Genomic DNA, 25,036 nt, shown 5'->3' with positions numbered 1-25,036 from the left:
GCCGGGATCACAGTTCGCGGAACCGTGGGATCAGAAACTCCGCGACGTTCTTCGCCTCGTCGATCAGCGGCCATCCGGCGAGGATGAGCGTGGTCAAGCCGGTGGTGTCGCGCAGCGTGCGCACGTGACCGGTGATCTCGTCCGGTTCCCCGACGTAGTACACAGCCGACGATCCGGTGGCGAAGATGTCCAGCGGCGACCACGCCGTGATACCCGCGTACAGGCCGTCGCCGAGGTAGAGGTCCTCGGGCTCGGGCAGCTTGCCGGCGTTGATGGAGTCGACCCATCCCTGCCGCTGCGCGTCGCGGGCTGTGAAGGTTTCCAGGGTCTGCTGACCGCCGGTCCGGCGGCGCACCGCGTTGTCGAGAACCTCGCGGATCCGGTCGATCCCGGTCTTCTCGAACAGCGAGCGGAACCGGTCGATCGCTTCGCTGCGATCGCGGCGCACGATCACGCCGGACAGTCCACCGAAGTCGGTGAACTCGCGGCCCGCGGCGGCCGCGGACTCGCGTGCTGCGGTGAATTTGTCCTGCACGAAAGCGTTTTCGCGCAGCATGACCAGGTACGCGTCGAGAACCTTTCCGGAGTTCTGCAGTCCCGCCGGGGAATCGCCAGTGCCCCACAGCGGTACCGCGTGGTCGCCGCCGGGCGGATCGATGCGCAGCGGGGTGTTGGGGAAGTTCGACTCCGTGCCTTCGGCATAGATGCGGCGGAACTCGTCCCAGTACTGTTCTCCGAGTTCGTACCGCCGGTCGTGCTCGACGTTCATGTCGTACTTGGTGAGGATGTTCTCGCGGCCGTTGACGGAATTGATCATCAACCGGCCGCCGCTGAACGCGTCGAACGTGAGTGCCTTCTCGGCGAGCAGACGCGCAGGCGTCATGTTGGCGTAGATCGCCACGAGGAACTTCATCTTCTTGGTGTGCGCGGCAGCCCACGTCGCCGAGATGAACGGGTCGTTCGGCCAGGTCGCCACGAGCGCACCGTCGAAGCCGCCGTCGTCGATGGTCTTGGCCAGTTCGATCTGTCGCTGCCCGTCGACCGGGTACAACCCGCCGGGGGTCCAGGGGTAGTCGCCGTCCGCCTGGGTGAGGTACCAGAAGGTTTTGATGCCCATCAGTGTGCGTCCTTAGTCGGGAGATCGAGTGTGTCGATGCGGGCGCGGGCGCGCAGCGTCGCCGCGTCGACGGTGAACAGTGCGTCGAGGTAGGCCACCGCGAACGAACCCGGACCGGTGGAGTTCTCCTCGGCGATCTCGGCCGCGACCGCCACGTGGGCGTGAGCGGCAGCGAGGCCGATCAGCGGCGTCGGGGCAACCGCGAGGTATGCCGCGACGAGCCCTCCGAGCGAGCATCCGGTGGAAGTGACGCGGGGGAGCATCGCGCTGCCGCCGGCGATGCGGAGTCCGGTGAGGTGTCCGTCGCGGTCCCGTCCGACCAGATAGTCGACCGGGCCCGATGCCGATACGACGTCCGCGTGCTCGAGCAACGCGAGTGCCGCGGGCACCGCGGCAGCGGCTTCGTCGGCGCTGTCGACCCCGCGGGTGTCCCCGCCGAGTCCGGCCAGCGCGATGATCTCCGACGCGTTGCCGCGGACGGCGGTGGGCCGGAACTTCAGCAGATCGGCGGCGAGACCGGTGCGCCAGGACAGGCCACCGACTCCGACCGGGTCGAGAACCCAAGGGGTTCCCGCTTCGTGTGCTGCTTCGGCGGCGCGGGTGAATGCCACGGCAGTTCCGTCGTCGGGCGTGCCGAGGTTGATCAGGACACCGCCGGCGATCCGCGCGAATTCTCCTGCCTCGTGCGCATTGTCGATGTGCGCGTTACTGGCTCCTGCGGCGAGGAGCACGTTGGTGAGGAAGTTCGCGGAGACGATGTTGGTGAGCGACTGGACCAGCGGAACCCGAGCGCGAAGCGCTTCGAGGGCGGAGGCCAGATCGTCGACGGTGGGGGCGTTCGTCGTAGTAGACACAGAAGATCCTGTCGGAGAGGGGATTCGGAGCCGGGATCAGGACCGGGGACATCGCATCATGCGTCGCCCTCCCCTTCTGTGCCGGCCGATTCGGTGCCGGCCCTTTCGCTGACCATCGGTAGTGCTGGATCTGCCGACCACTCCTCGAGCGATCCGTCGTAGACCGCGAGACGGTCGTGCCCCGCCCGGACGAGTGCGAGAGCGGCAAGGCATGCGGAGACGCCGCCGCCGCAGTAGAGGATCAGGGGGCGGGAGGCATCGGCGAGGGCCGCGTCGGCCAGTTCGGCGACGTCCGGTGCCGACCGCACGACGCCACCGTCGATCAGGCTCTTGGCGGGGAGGTTCAGGCTCCCGGGGATGTGCCCCCGGCGCGAGTATCTGGTGGTGGCTGCGCCGGTGAACTGCTCGTGGTCGAGTGCGCACACCAGGGTGCCGGGGGCCTCGCCTGCCACGACTGCGAGAACATCGTCACGGTCCCGCCACAGGCCGAGATCGATCAGGCCGGTCCGCGGCGACGCGGTGGGTCGATCGGTGGCGTCACCGGTGTCCACGGGCAGGCCGAGCGATGTCCAGCGTGCGAGACCGCCGTCGAGCACCCGCGCCGTGATCCCCACATTGCGCAACATCCACCACAGGCGCGATGCCCAGGTCATCCCGCCTTCGTCGTAGACGACGATCTCCGAGTCGGGAGCGACTCCGAGGGCGGCCAGAGCCTGCGCGAGCCTGTCGGCGGCCGGACGGGAGAAGTGCAGGGTGGGGTGGGGGGCGCTCAGTTCTCCGAGCAGATCGGCGTGCAGCGAACCTGGAAGATGGGTTTCACGCCAGGCTGCGTAGCCGGATTCGGGACGGTAGTCCCCGTCGAAACGCGGCTTGGGGAAGGACACGGTCGCGTCGAGGATCGTGTACGCGCGAGGGGCACGTGCCAGCGTCTCGGCGCTGATGAGCACCTTTTCGGCTCGTGGCGCTTGGTCGGGCACCGTGCATCCTCTCGTCGATCTCCGCTGCTTTTGAGACGAGGATAGCGTATACGCAAGTATTCGCGTGTCGGCGGTGGCATAATCGGCGGACACACCGGATCAGGACACGGGGGCGTACATGACCGAGCAGGACACTGCGGCAGACCTGGGGAGCTCACTCCTCGTCGAGCCACCGACCGGGCGCGACGACCAGACGTCCAAGCAATACCTCCGTCTGCGCTCGGACATCCTCGCCGGCAAGTTCCCCCGCGGAGCGGCACTGCACGAGACTCAGCTCAGTGAGACCTACGGAGCGTCCCGGACGCCGATCCGGGAGGCGCTGAACTGGCTCGCCCACGACGGGCTGCTCGAGCGCGCTAATCGCGGTTTCCGCGTGCGCTCGGGGACCCCCGAGGACGTGATCGAAATCTATGCCGCGCGCGTGGCGCTGGAATCGGAGGCGGCGGGAGCCGCTGCGATCCGGCACACCGACCTGGATCTGGCCAGGCTGGAGCGGCTTCACGATTCCTGTTGCGGCGCGACGGGCGAAGCTGCGGTGCGGACCGGTAATTTCCGGTTCCACGAAGCTCTGTGGCAGGCGGCGCACAACTCCACGATCACTTCTCTGCTGGTGCGATTGACCACCCAGTTGCGAATCTACGATTCCGGCCCGCCGTCGAACTACGGCGAGCCCGACGTGCTCAACGAAGAGCACGCGCAGATCCTCGACGCCCTTCGGGCGCGGGACGAGACCGCAGCCCGCGAGCACATGCGCGCACACCTCGAGCGCAGCCGTGAGCAGCGCATCCGGTTGTTCGCGGGGAGCTAGTCGCGGGCCACGGCCTGCTCACTCATCTTCGGGTGACGCGCTCGCATCACCGTCGGCGAGAATCCGGTACAGCGCCTTCTTCGCATCGGTGAGCACCTTGTGTGCTGCGGTGACGTCGGCATCGGTACCGCTCGTAGCGACCGACCTTGCGGCGTCCTGCAGCGCGTGGAGTGCTGCCCGGAGATCTGGTGTCTCCGTTTCGCGGGTGTGCCCCTCGAACGGATCTGCCGCTGCGTTCTCCGGGTTCTCGACGTAGGCACGACCCTCGTCGGTCAGGGAGACGAGCTTGCGTCCACCGTCTTTGTAGATCGCGACGAGACCTTCGTCCTCCAGTTGCGCGATGGTCGGGTAGATCGCGCCCGGGCTCGGCCGCCACGTGCCGCCGGTGCGGTCGGCGATCGCCTGCATCAGCTGGTATCCGTGCATCGGCTCGTCGGTGAGCAGCATCAAGACCGCCGCGCGCACGTCGCCGCGCTGGGCGCGGCCTCGTCGTCCACCGCGATGCGGGTGTCCGCCGCGATGGGGCCGGCCGTGAGGTCCTCCGGAGAAGTGGTGGGGCCCGCCCCGCTGTGGGCCGTCGGGTCCGAACGGGCCGCCAGGGAAGGCGCGGGAATCGATGGGGTTGCGGCGATCGCCGCGGGGGTGTCCGTGAATACGCATGGTGCGTTCTCCTTCGTTGTTGTGACACGATCAAGATAGAACGCGATATATCGTTAGTCAACGCCGTCGATATGAAGTCGCGCACCTGCCGCGTCCCGCCGTCGCCGGGACCTGGGAAACAAGTCACCCTCGTCCGGACCGACCTGCCCGAGTGTCGGCCCACGCCGGTACTCTCGGCGCGTGGCCCTGTACCGGAAATATCGACCCGCGACCTTCGCCGAGGTGGTGGGGCAGGAGCACGTCACCGTCCCGCTGAGCACCGCCCTCGATACCGGGCGCATCAACCACGCCTACCTGTTCTCGGGTCCTCGCGGTTGCGGCAAGACGTCGTCCGCGCGCATCCTCGCCCGATCGCTCAACTGCGTCGAAGGTCCGACGTCCACGCCGTGTGGAAAGTGCTCGTCGTGCATCGCTCTCGGTCCGGGCGGCGGCGGAAACCTCGACGTCACCGAACTCGACGCCGCGAGTCACGGCGGCGTGGACGACACCCGCGAACTCCGCGACCGCGCGTTCTACGCCCCGGCCGAGTCCCGGTACCGCATTTTCATCATCGACGAGGCTCACATGGTCACCACGCAGGGCTTCAACGCCCTGCTCAAGATCGTCGAAGAGCCACCCGAGCACCTGATCTTCGTGTTCGCGACCACCGAGCCCGAGAAGGTACTGCCCACCATCCGGTCGCGTACCCACCACTACCCGTTCCGGTTGCTCGCCCCGACCGCCATGCGCGGTCTGCTGGAAGAAATCTGCACCCGCGAGAACGTCCCGGTCGCCGACGCGGTCTATCCGCTGGTGATTCGCGCCGGCGGTGGCTCGCCCCGCGACTCGCTGTCGGTGATGGACCAGTTGCTGGCCGGCGCCGGTCCCGAGGGCGTCACCTACGAGCGAGCCCTGGCGCTTCTCGGGGTCACCGACGTCGCCCTCATCGACGAGGCGGTCGACGCGCTTGCCGCAGCGGACGGTGCCGCGCTGTTCGGCACCGTCGAGAAAATCATGGACGCCGGCCACGATCCGCGACGGTTCGCGGCCGATCTTCTCGAACGATTCCGCGATCTCATCCTCATGCGCACCGTCCCCGACGCTCCCGAGCGCGGCCTGATCGACGTTCCCGGCGATGTTCTCGAGCGGATGCGCGACGAGGCGTCGCGCATCGGCCCGGCGACCCTCACCCGCTACGCCGAGATCGTCCACGCCGGGCTGGGGGAGATGCGCGGTGCCACCGCGCCTCGTCTGCTGCTCGAGGTGATGTGCGCCCGCATGCTGCTTCCCGCGGCCTCCGATACCGATTCGGCTGTCCTGCAACGACTCGAACGACTCGAGCAGGGCATCGTCGCGGCGCGTCCCGCGGCACCTCCCGCCCGCACGATCGCCGCTGATGTACCGGAAGATGCCGGAGCGCCACCGCAGGCCGTGGGTGCGCCGGACGACGCCGCGACGCGGTTCCAGCGGCCGTCCCAGCGCCAGGCGGCGCCGGCTCCGCAACCCGACACCGCGGCCCCTGCCGCCCCGACCGCCTCGCCTGCGCCCGTCCCGGCCGTGCCCCCGGCACCGGACCGGAATCCGGCACCCACGGCGACCCCCGCCCCGAACCCTGACGCCGAACGGCCCGAACACGAAGAGCCGCCTGCCCCACGGGTCCCCGGATCCGTTCCGGCGCCGCAACGCACCCCCGAGCCGGAGCCGGTTGCCGCACAAGAAGTTGCGCCGCAGGCCGCCGAAGTCCCCGCACCCGTGGCTGCGGGGCCGGACGCCGCCGCGATTCGTGCGGTGTGGTCCGAGGTCAGGGCGAAAGTACGAGACCGCAGCCGCACCGTCGAGGTCATGCTGTCCGGCGCCACCGTGCGCGAAGTCGACGGCAACCGCGTCGTTCTGGTCCACGACTCCGCGCCGCTGGTCAAGCGGTTGGCCGAACCCCGCAACGCGACCGTGATCGCCGCCGCCCTCGGCGACGTGTTCGGCGGGACGTTCGAAGTCACGTGTCTGCACGGGTCCGCTCCGGCCGTTCCCGTGAAAGCCGCGCCCGCGCAAGCGCCGTCGAGGCAGTCCGGGCAACCACGGTTCTCCCGTCCGAGCCAGGCCAAGCAGACACCGCCTCCCGCGCCGCCGGTTGCCGCCGGTCCGTCGGGGACTCCGGCGGGCCCCCCGGTGCCGCGTGCCGACGACGACATTCCGCCACCCGAGGCACCCGACCTGCCCGACGACCCGGGACCCGAGCCCGGCTACGTGCCGCTCGCGCCCCCCGACCCGTCGGCGGTGACACCCGAGGATGTCGAGCAGATGTTCGCCGACGCCGCCACTCCGGGCGATCCCTCTGATCGGCGCGACCCCGAAGAAGTCGCGATCGAGCTGCTCGAGGATGTTCTGGGAGCGAAAAGGCTCGACGAGAAGTAGGCGGACCGGGGCTCGCTGCAGGAGAGTTGTTCCACCGCCGTCACCTCACGATGGCGACACTGTGCCCCAGAACGACTCCAGCTTCTCTGCCGTGACGACCGTGCCGAAATTCTGTGCGACGACGGAGACGGACGCATCGTGTGCGGCTTGGCTGTAGGTCGCGGCGCAGTCTTCGACGAGGGAGACCCAGTACTCGTGGAACAACGCACTACGCAGGCTCGATTCGACGCAGATTTCTGTGGCGACCCCCGTGAATAAAAGCGAATCGATTCCGAGCGAACGTAAGGTGAGGTCGAGATTGGTGCCCACGAAGGCGCTGAATCGATTCTTCGTGATCACCGCGTCCCCTTCGCGGGGGGAGACGCCGTAGTAGTCCGCTCCGGAGGTCCCGGTGCGGCAGGTGATTCCGGTGCGAACCGCATCGGGACCCTCGCCCACTCGTCCGAGCCACTGACGTGTGTCGGTTGTCTCGTCGTGTTCGGTACGTACGAAGATCACCCGTACCCCGGCCGTCCGTGCCGTGGCGATGAGTTGGTTCAGCCTCGGCGTCATCGCGACTGCAGCGGTGACGTCGAAACCCGCGTGCGCCAACGAGCCCTCGGGCGAGCAGAAGTCGTTCTGCATGTCGATGACGACCAGTGCGCACCGCGCCGGATCGTAGCGAAACGGGACGGAATCCATGAGAAGCCCTTTCGTCTCAGAATCTATGAGTGCGAAGTTTTCGGTTACCAGATGATGACCGCGACGCCCGTCGCGAGGAGAAGGCCGGCCATGACGGGCACGACGAGGTGGCGAACCAGTTCCGTCACCGGTATCCGGCAGAATCCGGCGACCACGACCAACGACGACCAGATCACCAAGGTCCCTCCACCGGTCCAGGTGGCGCCGTTCTGCGCGATCGCTGCCAAAGTCGCAGTGTCCATGCCCGATTGCGGGGCAAGCGCAGCAGCGAGTCCACCCGTGAGCGGAAGGCCTGCCCATCCCGATCCATCGAGTCCGATCGCCATGCCGATGAAGAGCATGCTGAAGGCCACGAATGCACCGTTGTCGGGGATGTACGGCTGCACCATTTCAACGGTGTCGAAGAGGAACGCAGGCGGCGTGACATCTTCACCCAGGCCGAGCACGGCACCCGAGTAGTCGGGAATACCGATGTACACGAAACCCGCAATCGGGAGGATGATCCCCATGGCCTTGAACGCGTACGACAGGCCGTCGATGAAGTGGGTGGCGCAGAATTCGAGAGCCTCGGACCGGCGGGAGGTGATCGTCACGAGCGCCATCAAGACGAGTGCTGCGCCTCCGACGAGAGATGCACCCGCGCCGTCTTCCCAGGGCACGAGATCGGTGAAACGTCCGACCAGCATGTAGACAAGGACCGCTGCGAACGCCGCCGGCACGCCGATGGCCCACGCACGGGTGAGTTGCGGGCGATCGGTAAGCCTTGTGCCGTCGTCCTCCACGCCCGGAAGTTCTACCTCGAGGACGTCTGCGGAGGTGGCCGACCCGGCCGGACCTGGCGTGTCGGTGAGTTCCGGCCGGTCGCCGGACGGTGTACCGGCGAGTGCATTTCCGGAGACGCCTGTGCCGTCGGCGCTTTCGTTATCCGCTTCGACGTCGGAAATTGCGCGCGCTCCCATCTGCGGGCGGACTGTCAGTATGTACGCGAGCACTGCGGCGGTGATTCCGACGATAAGCGAGATCACCAGGGCGCGGTCGGCGATGGCGTCGGCAGGAATGCCCGCACCACTTGCGGAAATCGAGGGTGCCAGACCGATCACGTAATCGGATGCGATGGACATTCCCTGCCCGGAGATCGCCAGGGCAACCGCCGCGCCGAGCGGTGGCAGGCCGACCTTGAGCGCTGCGGGGAGGAGAACCGCACCGATCAAGGCAAGCGCCGGGGTCGGCCAGAAGAACAGAGAAAGGAGATATGTGAAACCGAACAGCACGATGTACGCGACGCGGCCGTTCACCATCCAACGGCTGACGGGACGCACCATCAGGTCGTCAGAGCCGATCGCGCGCATCGCTGCGAGAAGCGATGTCACCGCAGCGATGACGATGAAGATTTCGAACAGCGCAGTACCGGCTGTGATGGTTGCCCGGAAGACCGACATGATTGCGTTCGGGACGCTCCCACTGAAAGCGAAGGCAGTCGCCAACGTCGCGACTATCGCTGGGATCATGACGTTCTTGCGTAGCGCCATCGCCGCGATCAAGGACGCGAGGCCCAGCAGAAACACGAGGTGCGCAGCGGTCACGTACGGCTCCTTCTATCGAACTCGCACAGCGAGTGAGGAAATGGAGGCCGGGCCGTGCAGCGACCTTCCCCTCGTCACGCGTCGCCCCGGTGTCGCACGATACTGATCTCCTACAAATCCCTCGTCAACAGCGAAATCGGCTATGAAGAAGCAGGTTTGATGTGCACCTTGTTCGGAATGTGACGCTCGTGTTGCACGCGAGTCAGCGAACGGTGGCGGTGAGGGAGATTTCGACCGGCGCGCCTCCGGGGAGGGTGTACACCCCGATGGCACTTCGTGCGGGGAGATTCTCCGGGCCGAGCTCCTCGGCGATGACATCCGACGCACCGTCGGCGACGGCAGACAGCGTAGTGAACCCGTCGGCCGCGGCGACGTAGACCACCATCTCCACCGGACGAAAGCTCTTGCCGGAGGGCAGTACCGACTGTACGGCGGAAAGTGCATTCCGCACAGCCAGGGCTGCCGCAGTCCGTGCTTCCGCCACTGTCAGATCGGCGCCGACCTTACCCGTGACGGTCAGTGTTCCATTGCGGCGCGGCGTCATTCCCGCTGTCCGGATGGTCCCGCCGGCAAGTACCGCCGCGACGTAGCGGCCTTGCGGTGCCGGAGTCGAACTCGTTTCCGATTCAGCCTCATTCGACACCGAGAGCAACCCCTTCCTGCCGCGGATCGCTGCCGCCGTGCAGAACTCCTCGTTCGTCGAACGAGATGATCTGTGCGCTGCCTTCGGCGCCGTACGCGTCGAGAACTTTCAGTCGGTGCCCCAAGTTCTCCAGCGACCGCCGAACCTCGTCGGGGACGCGCGCTTCGATGCGCAACTCCGGAGCTCTCCCGAGGGTGTCGGCGTCGGAGCCGGGGAACACTGTGAATCGCGGTGCCTCCACTGCCTGCTGCGGATCGAGTCCGTAATCGAGTAAATGGGAGAGCAACTGCATGTTCCACTGCACCTGGCCGTCGCCACCCGGCGTATTGCCGGCGTGCATCAGCCGTCCATCCTTGCCGGTGACGATCCATGCATTGAGCGTGTGCAGGGGCTTTCGTCTCGGGGACACCTCGTTCGGATGACCGTCGATCAGATACGCACCGCGTCCGAGCCGGTTGTTGAGGACGATGCCGGTTCCCGGCACGGTGAGCTTCGCCCCGAACGTAAATGCGAGAGAATGGATGAAGGACACGGCTCGTCCTTCGCCGTCCACGGCGACGAACGACGTCGTATCGCCGTCCGACACGGAGAATGCGCCGACGGGTTCACGCTCTGCGAGCCGTGCTCGGCCCGCACTGATGTTCGCGGGAGCCAGTGCCCTCTCGGCACCGTCGTTCTCGGAACTGCACCAGCGCAAGCGATCTTCGAAGGAGATCGTCGCAGCCCGTGCCATCCGGTCGATCGCCGAGGTGCCCAGCCAGCGCTCCGAGTCCAACTCGCCGTCACACAGCGCCGCTTGCTGCAGCACCATCCATCCAGGTGTGGGCAGCGGAGTCTGGTGCACAGTCGCGCCCGCATACGTCCCGACCAATGCCGCTTCGGCGGGCACCACGGCACCTGCTTGCCATTCGTCACCCGTGAACGGTGCGCCGGAATCCGTGACGGCAGCGACGCACCGTTCGGCCAGGGATCCGCTGTAGAAAGATCCGGGGTCCCGGGCAAGAACGCGGATCGTGCGCGCCAGGTCCCGTTGAGGAAGACGATCACCGACGCGTGGGGCGTCGCCTCCCGCGGTATATACCGACGCGAGCCCGACGTCGGAACGAATAGCCCGCAGGGCGGTCTGTACGTCGGCGCGGGTCTTTGCGGAACAGGGGAGTCCGCGTTCGGCGATCCGTGCGGCGGGTTCCCACAGGTCGGCCAACGGGATGGTCGACCCGCGCTCGTGCAGCGTGGCAAGGGCCGCGGGTGCACCCGGCACGGCGACGGCGAGGGCGCCGTTCAACGGAATCGCCGAGAGGCTTTTGTCGCGGTAGAAGTCCGGCGTACCTCCGTCGGGTCCGTACCCGCTGCCGTTGACGGTCCATACGGAACCGTCGGGCTCTCGCACCACGGCGAATGCGTCGCCACCGATCCCGCACTGCCCGGGCAAGGTCAGCCACGTGACTGCGGCCATCGCGAGAGCCGCATCTACCGCGTTGCCGCCGTCGGTGAGCACTCGTGCGCCCGCCTGGCTTGCGAGCGGATGACTCGAGGCGACCATGCCGCCGGTCGCCAGCGTCGCCGGGCGGATGCTTCGCGATGTCACGCCGACCGCATCCGGCGTCGGCGGGGACCCTCCGGGGGCTCGGTGGGATCGATACCGACGAAGATCTCACCGTCACGTTCTTCACAGGGATACGTCTTGATCGGCTCGGTCGCCGGCGGACAGATGGGTTCACCGGTTTCGAGATCGAAGGCGCTCCCGTGGCAAGAGCATCCGATTCCGTCCTGAACCAGCTTGCCGGACGACAACAGGCAGTCGAGGTGGGAACAATAGTTGGACGTCGCGTATGCCTTGCCGTCGAGCCGGGAGATGGCGAACTCGTAGTCGTCGGCGTAGAACCGGCGAACGATGCCTTCGGTTACCTGCCCGGAACGGGCCACTCGCTTGAACTCCAAGGTCTTTCCTCCAGGCATGTGGTGTACGCCGTGTTCTTGCGTCAGGCGTCGGGCGAGAGATATACGGTCTTCTCGGATTGGTAGAACTGCATGAGAGTCGGGCCGGCCTGCTCCTTGAACGTCTGGGTGCTCGACTGCTTGTATCCGCCGAACGGAGCATTCATCGCCATTCCGGTGGTGGGCTGATTCACCTTCACCAACCCCGTCCGGGATCCGGCAACGAACCGGTGAGCGGCGGAGAGGTTCTTCGTGACGACCGAGGCACTGAGCCCGAACGCAACGTCGTTTGCCAGGGTGAGGGCTTCGTCGAACGACGCGGCGCGCTGGAACGCCAGAACCGGACCGAATACCTCGTCGCTCAGAAGCCGCATCCCGGGGGAGGTGTTCGCGAACACCGTCGGCCGGACGAAGAATCCGTTGCGGAGCGATTCCTCCTCACAACGCGTCCCACCACATATCAGGTCGGCACCCTCGTCGACGCCGATCTTCACGTATTCAAGGAACTTGGCCAGCTGAGACGAGCTCGCGAGCGGCCCCATAGCGGCGCCGGCACCGATCCCGACGGTCAGCGCCTCGGTGCGCGCTACGACCTTGCCGAGCAGCGCGTCATGGATTTCGTCGACGGCGACGACCCGGCTGGTTCCGGTGCAGGCTTGACCCGACAATCCGAATGCACCCTTGACGATGAGTGCCGCAGCAGCATCGAGATCGGCATCCGCGAGCACCACCACCGGGTTCTTGCCTCCCATCTCCAGCTGCACCCGGCGTTCCGGACCGACGCAACGGTGGATCGACCGCCCGACAGCAGTGGAACCGGTGAACGTCACTGCTGCGACTCGTTGATCTTCGACTACGGCGGCACCTGCTGCCCCTCCGCCCTGGACGAGAGCGATCGCGCCTGCAGGCAGACCCCCGGCGAGCAATGCCTCGACCAGACGCTGACCCATCAGCGGCGTGATCTCGGAGGGTTTGAAGAGCACGGTGTTTCCCGCTGCCAGTGCAGGACCGAGTTTGCGCGACGGGATGTTGAGCGGGAAGTTCCACGGCGTGATGGCACCGACGATCCCGATCGGTTCACGCACGGTGTACACGGTTGTCGGCGCCGGCGCAGGGAATGTCGCACCCGTCGCGCGGGTAGCCTCGCCGGCGTAGAACCGCAGATTCATCGGTGTGCGACTCACCTCCATGGTGGCCTCGGTCCGAGTCTTGCCCTCCTCGCGGATCAGTTCATCCACGAGTGAGCTTGCCTGGGCGGTGAGGTGGTCTGCTGCGGCCTCCAGTATCGCGGCGCGGCGCTCGGGGGCGGTCCCAGCCCACTCGGGCGCGGCTTTGTCGAGCGCGTCGACGGCGTTGCGTACGTCGACCGCATCCGAGTCGGGAAACACTCCGACGAGGTCGGATTCATCGGCTGGGTTGCGCCGCTCGAACACAGCGCCCGACGCTGCCGGTACCCAGCGTCCGTCGATATGGTTCAGTCCGGCGATCGTCATGCGGGCTCCACTTCTTCGTACATCTCCCAGAGGTCGGTGTCTTCGTCCGCGAGGCGGGCGGGGTCGACCTGCCGCCCGAGTAGCTCGCGGGCAGCCATGATGTCTTCGCCGCGGTCCATGGCAAATGCCGCGGTGAGCGTGTCACCGGCAAGGTAGAAGACGGAAAACTCGCCCGTCTCGATGTCGCCGCGGATTACGAAGTCGGTTGTACCTAATGGAGTTCCGGCGAACTGGATGTTGGTGTCGTACTGGTCGGACCAGAACCAGTGCGGGTCGTCGGAGAGCTTCGTCCGTCCGACGATCGTGTCGGCGACCACAGTGGATTGCCGGTTGGCGTTGTCGAAATGTTCCACGCGAATGTGCCGCCCCGCTCGGGGTGAGAAGCGATTTGCGACATCGCCCGCCGCGTAGATATTCGGGATCGAGGTGCGGCCGTGTTCGTCGACCACGATGCCGTTGTCGACGGACAGGCCACTTGCGGCTGCGACCTGGGTATCGGGGACGATCCCGATGCCGACGACTGCGGCGTCGGCCTCGATCGTGTCACCAGTCGTCGTGATGATGCGCACGCCTCGGTCGGACGTGGTCACAGTGACAACACCGGTACCGGTATGCAGGTTGATTCCGTTGCGGCGGTGCAGATCTGCGCAGTAGTTGCCGACTTGCGGGCCCAGGACGCTGCCGAGGAGGTGCGCGCTTTGCTCGACGACGGTCACTTCGACCCCAAGTGACCGCGCGGTCGCGGCGATCTCGAGGCCGATGAAACCGCCGCCGACTACGATCAGCCGGGATCCGGGGATGAGACGCGGGGCGAGGGCGAGGGCGTCATCGAGGGTGCGCAGATAGTGGACGAGATCGGGCCGGGGGCCGGTCGATTCGATGGTTCGGGGCCGGCCGCCGGTCGCGAGAACGACGGCATCGGCTGCGACGGATCCACCGTCGAATTCGACTGATCCGGTGGTGGTGTCGATGCGGCGCACGGTGACACCGGTCCGGATCTCGATGTCGTTGGCCTCCAGCCACCGCGGCGTGAACAGCGAGAGCGACTCGGCAGACTCGCGACCCGCGAGGAATTCCTTGGACAGCGGCGGGCGCTGGTATGGCGCGTGAGATTCGTCGCCGAGCAGGATGATGCGGCCGTCGAAACCCCGGCGACGGAGGGTGCGTGCGGCGCCGGCGGCCACCTGGCCGGCGCCGACGGTTACCACGGTGCGAAGGGTCATGTGGTGCCTTCCTTTTCGGCGGTACCTGCGCCGCGTCGCGGCACGGGGGCGATGTGGACGGTGTCCCCATCGACGAGAACCGGGTATGTCGGTTGGCAGATGTCCTGGTCCTCCTCGTATCCGGTGTCGAGGTCGAACCGCCATTGGTGCCCGGGGCAGATCACCCGGCCGTGGAGCAGGGTGCCTTTCACGAGGGAGCGGTCTTGGTGCACGCACAGGTCGGCGAAGGCGTAGACGCGGCCCTCCGTGTGGAACAGCGCGATCGCGATGCCTTCCACTTCTACTCGCAGTTTGCGGCGGCGGGACAGTTCTTTCATGGTGGTGACGGCAACCCACGTCTGTGGGCCAGCGCCGGTGCTCGTGGCGTCCGTGGACATGGTTCTCCTGTCGCTCGTGCAGAGGAGAGCGGGAGTCCGGTGGAGGCTCCCGCTCCCCGTTCGCGGTCGTGCGTCACCGGCCGCCTCCGGTAGTGGGGTCAGACGGATGTCAGTTCGAGGTCCGGAGCGACGTAGGAGTCGTACAGGCCCTTGGTGTACGAAAAGCGCATCTCCGCACCCCACCGCACAAGCTGCAGGCAACGCTGCTGCAACTGGGGTGTGTCGGCGCAGTCCAGGACGATCTGGTACCCGCGCTCACCGTGGACGACGTCGGACGTAATGTGCAGATCGAAGAACTCGATCTCGTCCTCGGTGAAGCCGTAGACCTCGCGGAGCGGGATGATCTGCTTCTTGTAGATGCTCGGCACCTGGGACTCGAGCCCGACGACCAGTGCCGCGGTCGCGACCACGAAGTGCTCACGCTGGGAGACCGCGTAGCACCACGCCTGAAGTCCGCGCGTCACGGCGTTCATGTTGTTCGGGTCTTCCACCCGTTCCTTCGTCGTGCCGCAGGCCTCTGCGAACTTGATGAGGAGATCGGTGTGCCGGATGTCGGCGAGTTCCTCCTCGTACATGTTCTGGAGGGTGAAGTCCTTCGCGTCGGTGTAGTGGTCGGGTGTGTTGGAGTAGATGTTTGCGAGGTAGTCGGCGAAGGGACCCACGTAGTGGTAGTGGTTTTCTGCCCACCGGGCGAAGTGATGCTTCTCGAGCGTGCCCTCCGCCCACGCCTTGCTGAACGACGCGTTCTTGGCTTCCCGTCCTTTGATGGCATTTTCGAGTGCGGCGCGGAAATCGTCGCGTCCGAGCAGTTCGGTCATGAGATGTGCCTTTCACAGGTGGTCGTGCGGTCGATACCGTCCTGGAATGTCCCGCGGCGTTGCGGGTCCGAAAATGCCGCTGATGCAGCATGTTTCGGTATGGAGAGCCTAGGTGCACGAGAAGGAGCGCTGCCATGGCCACAATGGCCGGAAGAGGGCGTGCGTCGGGTCGATGTGCACGTGTCAGTGCGTGCCGGCGGCGACCAATGCGTCGAATTCGGCGAGCATCGCGGCTCCGACGGCTTTGTCCTGCTCGCCGTTTCCGCCGCTGATCCCTACCGCACCGACGATCTGACCGTCGTAGACGAGGGGAAACCCGCCCACGAAGATCGCGAACTTGCCGGGCAGCATGTGACTGATACCGAATGCTTCATTACCCGGGAGCGCTGGACCGCCTGGTTCGTTGAACAAATGAGTGGCGCGTTCGTGTCCCGCAGCCGTGAATGCTTTGGCGATTGCGATGTCGACCCCGGTCAGGCGCGCTCCGGGGAGGCGGTGCAGCGCGATGACATTCGCGCTTTCGTCGCATACGCACAACGTCTGCTTGACGCCGATTTCTTCGGCCTTCGCGCGTCCGGCGGCGAGCAGGGGCAGTGCGTCGTCGAGAGTGATTCGATGAATTCGATGCATGGTTTCTCCACTTCGGGGTCGGGATCGGAACGGTCCCTGCGAACGAATGCCCGAATGGGCGGAAGGGCGTCCGGTCGAGAGGCTCTCTGCCGGGGCGTGGCATATTTCTAACAGCGAAGCGCGGACAGTGGGAGAGTCAATATCACTGTGAAGTGAGGGTGTTCGGTGTACACACTGCACATGTTCTGGGTGGGTGTGTCTCTGGTAGCTCATGTAAGAAGTGCATGACGTCGGAATCGGTCCGGCGCCCTCATCTTCGATGGAAGCAGGTTGCCGTGGAACCGAGCCCCCGCTTGACCGTCCGTGGACTTCTCGATGAACCGCTTATGGCTGACGCTCGTGTCGTGCAGGGAGACGACGCCCTCGACCGCGCACTGACCTGGGTGCTGCCCCTCGGCGAAGTGGTCGGCAGGTACGACGAGCTGGCAAACGTTGCTGTGTACGTGCGCCCAGAGATGCTAGGTGACAGTCTGCAGGCCGTATCCGCTGTCGCTGCACGCGGCGCGGCATGCCTCGTCGTGGACGGTGCGCTTCCCGCCGCGATCGCGTCCTTGCCGCTGGGTCTGCCTGTCGTGGAACTCGATTTGCCCGTCGGTTTCGCTGCGCTCAACAGGCTGCTCGCAGAACGAAGCCTGATGCAGGAAGTGCATGTCATGCGCTACTCCGCTCATGTGCATTCCGTGCTCGCGGGACTGCTTCACCGCGGCGCCGGGCTCACCCTGCTGATCAAGGAGGTGTCGTCGCTCGCCCAGCATCCTGCGGTGGCGCTGGATGCGCGTGGTCATGCCGTGGCACACCACGGCATCGACCCGGCGTCGATCGGCGAGATCTCCGAGGCCATCCGCGCCGCATCCGGGTCGACGACACCGGACGGGAGGGGACATCACGACACCCGCGTGGTCGAGGAGACGGTGGCCGGCGTGCACTGGACGTGTACCGCGAGCGCCATCCGCCTCGGCAAACGCTTCGAGGGATGGGTGGTCGTTCTGGCCAGCGGTTCCGCACCCGGCCCGCACGACCTCGCGCGGCACGCAGTGGTGACCGACCAGGCGACCGCAATCATCGGTTCGGAGATGTTGCGCCAGCGCAGCGTCGACGAAGCAGAGGAGCGTGCGCGGGGCGACTTCGTGCAGGCACTCGTACACGGGAGCTTCGCCAGTCGGCACGACATGCAAGCTCGCGCCGAGTATCACGACATCGACCTCACCTCGACCTTTGCGGTATTCGTCGCCCCGGGTTACGACGAGAATCCGACAGTGTCGGGCGCCGAGGGACCAGGTGGGTTGCTTCGGCTCGCACGCTACGCGGCGAGCGTGCTTCCGCACCCCTCTGTCCGTTCCTACGTCACTGTGATCGGTGACGTACTCGTGGTGGTGCGCTCACTTCGGTACCGCGATGCGCGCGACACGGAGGCCGAGATCGCCGAGTTCGCCGATGCCGTCTCGGCCGACTTGTCGCGTCGTCGGGGTCGTCCGGTGCCGGTCGCACACGGCACCCCTGCCGCGGGCGCCGACCAGATCCGAGAGAGCTATCGGCAGGCTCGTGTGGCTCTCGGGATCGGGCAACGGATGGGGATATCGGGTTCGGTTTCCTATCACGACCTGCGCGGATACGGTGTCCTCGAACTTGTCGCAGAGACGGAGCGGAGTAGGCGCTTCGTCGAAGATGTACTCGGCTCGCTCCGGCCCGGCAGCGACCTCTACGACACGCTCGTGGCTTATCTCGGTGCGGGCGGAAACGTCAATGCTGCCGCGCGTGAACTCGACGTGCACCGGAACACCATGTTGTCGAAGCTGGACCGGATTTCGCGGGCAATGGCGATGGATGTCCGGACCCCCGAGAACCAGTTCACAGCGTGGCTTGCCGTCCGGCTGGAACTCCTCGACCACTTGCACACCGCAGTGGAACGCGAAATCAACTATCTCTGAGGGCGGCACGTATCACCGCGGCATCTTCCACGTCCTCAGGGTCGCGTCCGAGAAATGTGGCGGCGAACGCGCTGCCCACGACCAGCGCACAGACGACGAAAACGATGGTGACCGACCAGGACCCGAGTCCGATGGTCACCCACGCCGCACCGACGGCGGAACCGCCGAAGCGGATGAGGTTGAACACTCCGAGTCCAGTTCCCTGTGCCCCGGCGGGGGATCGGGTGGATCCCGTCGCGGCGGGGGTCTGCACGGCCGCGATTCCGGCTCCGGTCACCGCGAGCACGCCGGCGACCAGCCACGGATCCGGGTCGTTCGCGCCCAGAACGGCCGCCAGAGCGCACTGGGTGATGGCGAGGATTGTCAATCCGCACCGCAATACCCGCCGAGCACCGACCCGGTCCGTGATGCGGCCGATCAACGGGGCGAGGACGGCCATGACTGCGGGAAGGGAGAACAGGATCATCCCGGCCGTCGTTGTGGATACGCCTGTGGCCGAGAGCCGTAGGGGAACGGCGAGAAGAGCTGTTCCGAGACAGAACATCTGAGCGAAAGAGGCGACCGAACTTCGGGCGAAACGGCTTTCGGTGAGCAGGCGTACGTCCACGAACGGCATGCGCACGCGCAGGCAATGGACCGCGAACCAGACGAGCACGAAGACCGAAACCGCGAGGCTCGCCCACGCCATGCCGACGGGAACACCTGACTTTCCGAACATGCTGAGACCCAGAATGATTCCTGCCGAGCCCATGGTGAGGGTGGTTGCGCCCAGCACGTCGAGCCGCATCGGGCGTCCTGGGAATGCAGGGATCCAGCGCAGCGTTCCCGCAAGCCCGACCAGCGCGATAGGAATCAGGGGGACGAAGACCCAGCGCCATCCCCAGTTGCCCGCGATGAGTCCTCCGAGGGAGGGGCCGATCGCCTGTCCGATTCCGTTGACCGTCGCCCACGCGCCCACTGCACGGGCGCGACGTCGTGGGCCGAACAGCCAGGCGAGCAACCCCATCACTGCCGGCGCGAATGCCGCGGCTGCCACACCTCCGAGCGCACGCCACCCGATCAGAATCTCGAGGCTGGGTGCTGTCGCTGCTCCCGCGGCGCAAACCGCGGTACCCAGCAGGGCTGCGCAGTACACGCGGCGCCGACCGAAGCGATCACCGATATACCCCGCGAGCGGCATCGATGCCGCGAACGTGAGCAGGAAGGCGACAGCGAGCAACGCACCGTCTTCCAATGACGAGTCGTAATACGAAAGAATCTGTGCAAGAGGAACATTGATGATGTTATTGCTCAAAGTTCCGACGAGCGTCCCCGCGAGCAGTGCGGACAGTGCGAGCGGCGTGCCCGTGTCGGCACCCTTCGGTGACTCCGGTGACTCTGGAGTTGCTTCGGTACGTGTGGTCATCGAACTCCTGGAAACGATCGAAATGCACGGCATCATCGGGCCGTTCGTTCCACTCTCGCACTACAACCCGACGGCGTGCACGAGCGTCGCCAGGACAAACAGCACATCCGGAGGTTCCGGGACGCAGGCACTGTGCACAAGCTGTTCGGCGGAGAGATTCAAAACCGTGTTCCGACACGTGTTCGTAGCACTTTTTCACAAACGCGCGATCGAACGACACGGAATCGCAAAAAAGGAACACACTGCACAAGTAGCGTTCCGACCGGTGTGCAGGGTTCGTGTTGACCGTGCCTGGAGGAGCGCGGAAAGTTCCACGGAGACAAGCCCGCTCCATTCCGCTCTCCTGCTGAAGGACATGCATTGGACGTACAACTCACGGCCGCCCACTGGGTCTATCTCGCCGGCATATTCGTCATCCTGGTCACCATGGCCCTGCGGAAGAACATCGTCGTTCCCGCTGTCGTCGCAACATTTCTCACCGCATTGGTGTTCTCGGGGAGTATCGTCACCGGACTCTCGTCGATCTTCAACGCGAGCCTGGTGGCAGCGAAGGAACTGTTCAATATCTTCCTCATCATCGCGATGGTCACTGCGATGCTCGGAGCGTTGCGGCAACTCGGTGCCGACCGGCTGATGGTGGCGCCGTTCCGTCGTGTCATGAGGGCAGGAACGAGCAGTTTCCTCGTGCTCGCCGCCGTGACATACGTGATCTCACTGTTCTTCTGGCCGACCCCTGCTGTTCCGCTCGTCGGCGCGGTGCTGATTCCTGTCGCCATTCGCGCTGGGCTGTCGCCGCTCTCCGTGGGCATGGTCATCGCTATCTGCGGTCAGGGCATGGCGCTGTCGTCCGACTACATCATCAAGGTCGCTCCGGGCATCTCGGCGTCTGCTGCCGGTGTGGACCCCGATGCGGTGGCCGACAAAGCTCTCGTGTTGTCGCTGATCGTCGGAGGTACCGCGCTTCTCATCACCTACTTCTCGCAGAAGCGGACGTGGCGGACGCCGTCCCCCGATCTACTGACCGAGTGGGAGGCCGAAGCTGACAGCGGCGTCGGTGAGCCCACCTCGGCGCCCGATCCGAGTGGCCCGAGTGGAAGCGCTTCGACGGGTCCGGTTCGGCCCCAAGAGTTGGGGCAACCGCCTGCCCTCGGCGTAGCCGCGGGCACAGCGACGGCCGTGCTGGCGCCCCATCGGGACGACGCAAGCACATTCGAGGTCCCACAGTCGGAGAATGAACGGCGCGGTACCGCGAAAGCATTCGCCATGCTTGTCCCGCTGGCCTATCTCGCGTTCATCGTCTACCTGATGCTGGGCAAATTCACCGATGTCGTGCCGCCGCTGAAAGGTGGCGAGGCCGCGGCGATCGTCGGCGGGATCGCGTCGCTCGTTCTGTTCGCGGCCGCAGCATCGAGCGACAAGGGTGGCTTCCTCGAAACCACCTCCGACCACCTGGTCGACGGTCTCGTGTTCGCCTTCAAAGCCATGGGATGCGTGCTACCCATCGCCGGGTTCTTCTTCATCGGGAATCCCGACTTCGCCGCGCCGATCCTCGGCCTCTCGTCCGATGCAGCGGGGCCCGCGATCCTGTTCGACCTCGTCACCGCAGTACAGGCGCACCTACCGCAGAACGCGTTCGTCACATCGTTCGGGATATTGCTCATCGGTCTCATCGCAGGATTGGACGGATCCGGATTCAGCGGTCTTCCCCTTACCGGAGCGCTGTCCGGTGCGCTCGGTCCCGCGGTCGACGTCGATCCCGCGACGCTGGCAGCAATTGGGCAGATGGGCAACATCTGGTCGGGCGGTGGAGTGATCATCGCTTGGTCGTCGCTCATCGCGGTGGCGGGATTTGCGCGGGTGCCCGTACTCGACCTGGCACGGAAGTGCTTCCTGCCGGTGATGGCCGGCCTGGTGCTGTCGACCGTCTTCGCGGTGCTCGTGTTCTGACGGAAGTCGCTCGGTTCGGTCACGGACCCCGATCGCTTCGGTCCTTACCGCTGTGGCCTGCAGCTCATACGGTGGTGGGAAGTTGGGCACGGCGGCCCTTTGGCGGGCCGTGGGTGCTGTTACTCCGCAAGCACGGGAAGGAACCTGCGCACTGTGACCACCGAGGCATTCATCTATGAAGCCATCCGAACACCACGCGGCCGAGGCAAGAAGACGGGGTCCCTGCACTCCGTCAAGCCGATTTCGCTGGTGACCGGCCTGATCGACGAACTGCGTGTCCGTTTCCCCGACCTCGACGAGAACCGCATCTCGGATCTCATCCTCGGTGTCGTGGGCCCGGTCGGCGACCAGGGTGCCGATATCGCCCGTACCGCTGTCACCGTCGCCAACCTGCCCGTCACCACCGGTGGCGTCCAGATCAACCGTTTCTGCGCGTCCGGCCTCGAGGCCGTCAACATGGCTGCGCAGAAGGTCCGTTCCGGCTGGGACGAGCTGGTTCTCGCCGGTGGTGTCGAGTCGATGTCGCGCGTACCCATGGGTTCCGACGGCGGCGCGTGGATGCTCGATCCCGCCACGAACTACGACAGCTACCTGGTGCCCCAGGGCATCTCCGCCGACCTGATCGCGACCATCGAAGGCTTCTCGCGTGAAGACGTCGACGCCTACGCGCTGCGTTCGCAGCAGCTCGCCGCGGCGGCGTGGTCGGGTGGCTACTTCTCCAAGTCGGTCGTGCCCGTCAAGGATCAGAACGGTCTGACGATCCTCGATCAGGACGAGCACATGCGTCCCGACACGACCCTCGAGGGTCTGGCGAAGCTCCAGCCGTCGTTCGCGTCGGTCGGCGAGATGGGCGGCTTCGACGCCGTCGCGCTGCAGAAGTACCACTTCGTGGAGAAGATCAACCACGTTCACCACGGCGGCAACAGCTCCGGCATCGTCGACGGTGCGGCTCTCGTGCTCGTCGGCTCCGAGCAGGCCGGCCAGGATCTCGGTCTCACCCCGCGTGCCCGCGTGGTCGCGACGGCGACCTCGGGTGCCGACTCCACCATCATGCTCACCGGCCCGACGCCGGCCGCCCAGAAGGTGCTCGCCGCTGCGGGTCTGACCGTCGACGACATCGACCTCTTCGAGATCAACGAGGCGTTCGCGTCCGTCGTCCTGAAGTTCCAGAAGGATCTGAAGATCCCGGACGAGAAGCTCAACGTCAACGGCGGCGCCATCGCGATGGGTCACCCGCTCGGCGCCACCGGCGCCATGATCACCGGCACCATGATCGACGAGCTCGAGCGCCGCGGAGCCAAGCGCGCCCTCGTCACCTTGTGCATCGGTGGCGGTATGGGCGTGGCCACCATCATCGAGCGCGTCTGATACCCGGAAGGATTCGAAACACAGTGACCGACAACATGATTTCTTGGGATCAGGACGCCGACGGCATCGTTGTGCTCACCCTGGACGACCCCAACCAGGGCGCGAACACCATGAACGCGCTCTACAAGTCCTCCATGAAGGCCACGGTCGACCGCCTGGTCGAGGAGAAGGACTCGATCACCGGTGTGGTGATCACGTCCGCGAAGAAGACGTTCTTCGCCGGTGGCGACCTCCGCAACATCATCGCTATCGGGCCGGACGACGCGCAGGCCGCGTTCGACGAGGTACAGGACATCAAGTCCGACCTCCGACGCCTCGAGACCCTCGGCAAGCCCGTGGTCGCCGCCATCAACGGTGCGGCTCTCGGCGGAGGCCTCGAGATCGCTCTCGCGACGCATCACCGGATCGCCGCTGACGTCAAGGGCATTCAGATCGGACTGCCCGAGGCCAGCCTCGGCCTGCTGCCCGGTGGCGGCGGAATCACCCGCACCGTGCGACTGCTCGGCATCCAGACCGCGCTTCTCGCGGTTCTGTTGCAGGGCAACAAGTACAACGCCGTGAAGGCCAAGGAGATCGGTCTCGTCCACGACGTCGTGGGCAGCGTCGAGGAACTCGTACCCGCCGCCAAGGCATGGATCAAGGCCAACCCCGAGGGCGGCGTACAGCCGTGGGATGTCAAGGGATACAAGATCCCGGGCGGCACCCCCTCCAGTCCCGCGTTCGCCGCGAACCTTCCGGCCTTCCCCGCGAACCTGCGCAAGCAGATCAAGGGTGCGCCGATGCCCGCTCCGCGGGCGATCATGTCCGCCGCGGTCGAGGGGTCGCAGGTCGACTTCGACAACGCGTCGACCATCGAGTCGCGTTACTTCACGGAACTGGCGACGGGCCAGGTCGCGAAGAACATGATCCAGGCGTTCTTCTTCGACATGCAGGCGATCAACTCCGGCGCGTCGCGGCCGAAGGACGTCGCCAAGCGTGAGATCAAGAAGATCGGTGTGCTCGGCGCCGGCATGATGGGCGCGGGCATCGCGTACGTCTCGGCGCGCGCCGGCTTCGAGGTCGTCCTCAAGGACGTCAGCATCGAAGCGGCCGAGCGCGGCAAGAACTACTCGGAGAAGATCGAGGCCAAGGCACTCTCGCGTGGCAAGACCACCGAGGAGAAGTCGAAGGCACTGCTCGATCGCATCCATCCGACCGCCGATGCGGCCGACTTCAAGGGTGTCGACTTCGTCATCGAGGCCGTCTTCGAGAGCACCGACCTCAAGCACAAGGTGTTCCAGGAGATCGAGGACATCGTCGAGCCCGACGCGCTGCTCGGCTCCAACACCTCGACGCTGCCGATCACCGGTCTCGCCACCGGCGTGAAGCGTCCCGAGGACTTCATCGGAATCCACTTCTTCTCGCCCGTCGACAAGATGCCGCTCGTCGAGATCATCAAGGGTGAGAAGACGTCGGACGAGGCACTGGCCCGCGTGTTCGACTACACGCTTGCGATTCGCAAGACGCCGATCGTCGTCAACGACAGCCGCGGGTTCTTCACCTCGCGCGTCATCGGCACGTTCGTCAACGAAGCCATCGCGATGCTCGGTGAGGGCATCGAGCCGGCGACCATCGAGCAGGCCGGTTCGCAGGCGGGCTACCCGGCTCCGCCGCTGCAGCTGACCGACGAGCTGAACATGAAGCTCATGCAGAAGATCGCCAAGGAGACCGCGGAGGCGGCCAAGCAGGGCGACACGAAGATGGGTGCGACCCGCCACCCCGCGCTCGACGTCATCGACTGGATGGTCGAGCAGGGTCGTCCGGGTCGCCTGGAGAAGGCCGGCTTCTACGAGTACGACGAGAACGGCAAGCGTCTCGGCATCTGGCAAGGTGTGCGTGATCAGTTCAAGACCGTCGCGACTCTCGACGTTCCGCTCCAGGATCTGATCGACCGGATGCTGTTCGCCGAGGCGATCGAAACCCAGAAGTGCTTCGACGAGGGTGTCCTCGAGACCACCGCCGACGCCAACATCGGTTCGATCCTCGGTATCGGCTTCCCGGCGTGGACCGGTGGTGTCTCGCAGTACATCACGGGCTACCCGGGCGGCAAGGAAGGGTTCGTGAAGCGTGCGGAGGAACTCGCCGCCAAGTACGGTGAGCGCTTCACGCCGCCGGCGTCGCTTCGCGCCTGACGTTCGCGCGCACATCCGATAGAC

General features: G+C 65.9%; 21 protein-coding genes. 6 read left to right on the top strand and 15 right to left on the bottom strand.

Annotated elements, in window-relative coordinates; all coding sequences use genetic code 11:
- Positions 1-7 precede the first annotated feature (7 nt).
- Genes RDCOP1_RS20545 through RDCOP1_RS20535 form a run of 3 tightly spaced genes read right to left on the bottom strand, consistent with a single transcriptional unit; the run spans position 8 to position 2,948 of the window.
- Positions 8-1,117: an LLM class flavin-dependent oxidoreductase gene (locus tag RDCOP1_RS20545; protein WP_072705008.1), complete on the bottom strand. Its 1,110-nt coding sequence runs from the start codon at positions 1,115-1,117 to the stop codon at positions 8-10.
- The gene (gene thiM, locus RDCOP1_RS20540) at positions 1,117-1,971 is read right to left on the bottom strand and encodes a hydroxyethylthiazole kinase (RefSeq protein WP_072705005.1); all 855 of its coding nucleotides are present in this window, start codon (positions 1,969-1,971) and stop codon (positions 1,117-1,119) included. The genes RDCOP1_RS20545 and thiM overlap by 1 nt, the downstream gene beginning before the upstream one ends.
- Before the next feature lie 56 nt (positions 1,972-2,027).
- Entirely contained in the window at positions 2,028-2,948 is a 921-nt protein-coding gene (locus RDCOP1_RS20535; protein ID WP_072704996.1) for a sulfurtransferase, read from the bottom strand.
- Between the two features lie 118 nt (positions 2,949-3,066).
- Here RDCOP1_RS20535 and RDCOP1_RS20530 point away from each other — a divergent pair, with 118 nt between their 5' ends.
- Entirely contained in the window at positions 3,067-3,756 is a 690-nt protein-coding gene (locus RDCOP1_RS20530; RefSeq protein WP_072704993.1) for a GntR family transcriptional regulator, read from the top strand.
- 18 nt (positions 3,757-3,774) lie between these two features.
- On the opposite strand, the gene RDCOP1_RS20525 is transcribed toward RDCOP1_RS20530, so the two are convergent.
- Positions 3,775-4,416 (bottom strand): PadR family transcriptional regulator, encoded by a 642-nt coding sequence (locus RDCOP1_RS20525; RefSeq protein WP_072704990.1) that lies wholly within the window; start codon positions 4,414-4,416, stop codon positions 3,775-3,777.
- A gap of 180 nt (positions 4,417-4,596) precedes the next feature.
- On the opposite strand from RDCOP1_RS20525, the gene RDCOP1_RS20520 reads away from it, so the two are divergent.
- Positions 4,597-6,807, top strand: a complete 2,211-nt coding sequence (locus RDCOP1_RS20520; protein WP_072704987.1) for a DNA polymerase III subunit gamma and tau — start codon at positions 4,597-4,599, stop codon at positions 6,805-6,807.
- A 45-nt stretch (positions 6,808-6,852) separates the two neighbouring features.
- Here the strand turns inward: RDCOP1_RS20520 and RDCOP1_RS20515 are convergent, their stop codons facing one another.
- The 10 genes from RDCOP1_RS20515 to RDCOP1_RS20470 all read right to left on the bottom strand — a co-directional run bounded on the left by RDCOP1_RS20515 (position 6,853) and on the right by RDCOP1_RS20470 (position 16,193).
- Complete coding sequence (locus tag RDCOP1_RS20515; protein WP_072704984.1) at positions 6,853-7,488, bottom strand: cysteine hydrolase family protein; 636 nt, start codon at positions 7,486-7,488, stop codon at positions 6,853-6,855.
- Between the two features lie 44 nt (positions 7,489-7,532).
- Positions 7,533-9,071, bottom strand: a complete 1,539-nt coding sequence (locus tag RDCOP1_RS20510) for a permease (RefSeq protein WP_072704982.1) — start codon at positions 9,069-9,071, stop codon at positions 7,533-7,535.
- A gap of 202 nt (positions 9,072-9,273) precedes the next feature.
- Positions 9,274-9,714 carry a RidA family protein gene (locus RDCOP1_RS20505; RefSeq protein WP_231922852.1) on the bottom strand — a complete coding sequence of 147 codons (441 nt, stop codon included), beginning with the start codon at positions 9,712-9,714 and terminating at the stop codon, positions 9,274-9,276.
- Entirely contained in the window at positions 9,704-11,257 is a 1,554-nt protein-coding gene (locus RDCOP1_RS20500) for a gamma-glutamyltransferase family protein (protein ID WP_072705205.1), read from the bottom strand. Before RDCOP1_RS20500 ends, RDCOP1_RS20505 begins: the two co-directional genes overlap by 11 nt.
- Before the next feature lie 41 nt (positions 11,258-11,298).
- Positions 11,299-11,655, bottom strand: coding sequence for a Rieske (2Fe-2S) protein (locus tag RDCOP1_RS20495; RefSeq protein ID WP_072705202.1), 357 nt, complete (start codon positions 11,653-11,655; stop codon positions 11,299-11,301).
- A gap of 41 nt (positions 11,656-11,696) precedes the next feature.
- The gene (locus RDCOP1_RS20490; RefSeq protein WP_072704976.1) at positions 11,697-13,145 is read right to left on the bottom strand and encodes an aldehyde dehydrogenase family protein; all 1,449 of its coding nucleotides are present in this window, start codon (positions 13,143-13,145) and stop codon (positions 11,697-11,699) included.
- Positions 13,142-14,368: an NAD(P)/FAD-dependent oxidoreductase gene (locus RDCOP1_RS20485; RefSeq protein ID WP_072704974.1), complete on the bottom strand. Its 1,227-nt coding sequence runs from the start codon at positions 14,366-14,368 to the stop codon at positions 13,142-13,144. Before RDCOP1_RS20485 ends, RDCOP1_RS20490 begins: the two co-directional genes overlap by 4 nt.
- Positions 14,365-14,745, bottom strand: a complete 381-nt coding sequence (locus RDCOP1_RS20480; protein ID WP_072704971.1) for a Rieske (2Fe-2S) protein — start codon at positions 14,743-14,745, stop codon at positions 14,365-14,367. Before RDCOP1_RS20480 ends, RDCOP1_RS20485 begins: the two co-directional genes overlap by 4 nt.
- A gap of 98 nt (positions 14,746-14,843) precedes the next feature.
- Positions 14,844-15,563 (bottom strand): iron-containing redox enzyme family protein, encoded by a 720-nt coding sequence (locus tag RDCOP1_RS20475; RefSeq protein WP_072704968.1) that lies wholly within the window; start codon positions 15,561-15,563, stop codon positions 14,844-14,846.
- A 183-nt stretch (positions 15,564-15,746) separates the two neighbouring features.
- Entirely contained in the window at positions 15,747-16,193 is a 447-nt protein-coding gene (locus RDCOP1_RS20470) for a GlcG/HbpS family heme-binding protein (protein WP_072704965.1), read from the bottom strand.
- A 326-nt stretch (positions 16,194-16,519) separates the two neighbouring features.
- Here RDCOP1_RS20470 and RDCOP1_RS20465 point away from each other — a divergent pair, with 326 nt between their 5' ends.
- The gene (locus RDCOP1_RS20465; protein WP_231922851.1) at positions 16,520-18,121 is read left to right on the top strand and encodes a helix-turn-helix domain-containing protein; all 1,602 of its coding nucleotides are present in this window, start codon (positions 16,520-16,522) and stop codon (positions 18,119-18,121) included.
- On the opposite strand, the gene RDCOP1_RS20460 is transcribed toward RDCOP1_RS20465, so the two are convergent.
- Positions 18,108-19,526 (bottom strand): MFS transporter, encoded by a 1,419-nt coding sequence (locus RDCOP1_RS20460; RefSeq protein WP_072704959.1) that lies wholly within the window; start codon positions 19,524-19,526, stop codon positions 18,108-18,110. The genes RDCOP1_RS20465 and RDCOP1_RS20460 overlap by 14 nt on opposite strands.
- Positions 19,527-19,886: 360 nt before the next feature.
- Between RDCOP1_RS20460 and RDCOP1_RS20455 the strand changes: the two genes are divergently transcribed.
- The 3 genes from RDCOP1_RS20455 to RDCOP1_RS20445 all read left to right on the top strand — a co-directional run bounded on the left by RDCOP1_RS20455 (position 19,887) and on the right by RDCOP1_RS20445 (position 25,012).
- Positions 19,887-21,473: a TRAP transporter large permease gene (locus RDCOP1_RS20455; RefSeq protein ID WP_072704956.1), complete on the top strand. Its 1,587-nt coding sequence runs from the start codon at positions 19,887-19,889 to the stop codon at positions 21,471-21,473.
- A 153-nt stretch (positions 21,474-21,626) separates the two neighbouring features.
- Positions 21,627-22,841 carry an acetyl-CoA C-acetyltransferase gene (locus tag RDCOP1_RS20450; RefSeq protein ID WP_072704953.1) on the top strand — a complete coding sequence of 405 codons (1,215 nt, stop codon included), beginning with the start codon at positions 21,627-21,629 and terminating at the stop codon, positions 22,839-22,841.
- A gap of 35 nt (positions 22,842-22,876) precedes the next feature.
- Positions 22,877-25,012 carry a 3-hydroxyacyl-CoA dehydrogenase NAD-binding domain-containing protein gene (locus tag RDCOP1_RS20445; RefSeq protein WP_072705199.1) on the top strand — a complete coding sequence of 712 codons (2,136 nt, stop codon included), beginning with the start codon at positions 22,877-22,879 and terminating at the stop codon, positions 25,010-25,012.
- Positions 25,013-25,036 lie beyond the last annotated feature (24 nt).

The organism is Rhodococcus coprophilus NBRC 100603 (assembly GCF_001895045.1).
Classification (GTDB): domain Bacteria; phylum Actinomycetota; class Actinomycetes; order Mycobacteriales; family Mycobacteriaceae; genus Rhodococcus; species Rhodococcus coprophilus.
The sequence above is the reverse complement of the archived record's forward strand: the minus strand, read 5'-3'. Positions and strand labels throughout refer to the sequence as shown.

Coding starts and splice junctions, on each gene's coding strand:
- RDCOP1_RS20545 (WP_072705008.1), bottom strand. CDS start 1,117: ATGGGCATCAAAACCTTCTGGTACCTCACCCAGGCGGACGGCGACTAC.
- RDCOP1_RS20530 (WP_072704993.1), top strand. CDS start 3,067: ATGACCGAGCAGGACACTGCGGCAGACCTGGGGAGCTCACTCCTCGTC.
- RDCOP1_RS20525 (WP_072704990.1), bottom strand. CDS start 4,416: ATGCGTATTCACGGACACCCCCGCGGCGATCGCCGCAACCCCATCGAT.
- RDCOP1_RS20515 (WP_072704984.1), bottom strand. CDS start 7,488: ATGGATTCCGTCCCGTTTCGCTACGATCCGGCGCGGTGCGCACTGGTC.
- RDCOP1_RS20500 (WP_072705205.1), bottom strand. CDS start 11,257: ATGGTCGCCTCGAGTCATCCGCTCGCAAGCCAGGCGGGCGCACGAGTG.
- RDCOP1_RS20490 (WP_072704976.1), bottom strand. CDS start 13,145: ATGACGATCGCCGGACTGAACCATATCGACGGACGCTGGGTACCGGCA.
- RDCOP1_RS20485 (WP_072704974.1), bottom strand. CDS start 14,368: ATGACCCTTCGCACCGTGGTAACCGTCGGCGCCGGCCAGGTGGCCGCC.
- RDCOP1_RS20480 (WP_072704971.1), bottom strand. CDS start 14,745: ATGTCCACGGACGCCACGAGCACCGGCGCTGGCCCACAGACGTGGGTT.
- RDCOP1_RS20475 (WP_072704968.1), bottom strand. CDS start 15,563: ATGACCGAACTGCTCGGACGCGACGATTTCCGCGCCGCACTCGAAAAT.
- RDCOP1_RS20470 (WP_072704965.1), bottom strand. CDS start 16,193: ATGCATCGAATTCATCGAATCACTCTCGACGACGCACTGCCCCTGCTC.
- RDCOP1_RS20465 (WP_231922851.1), top strand. CDS start 16,520: ATGGCTGACGCTCGTGTCGTGCAGGGAGACGACGCCCTCGACCGCGCA.
- RDCOP1_RS20460 (WP_072704959.1), bottom strand. CDS start 19,526: ATGACCACACGTACCGAAGCAACTCCAGAGTCACCGGAGTCACCGAAG.
- RDCOP1_RS20445 (WP_072705199.1), top strand. CDS start 22,877: ATGATTTCTTGGGATCAGGACGCCGACGGCATCGTTGTGCTCACCCTG.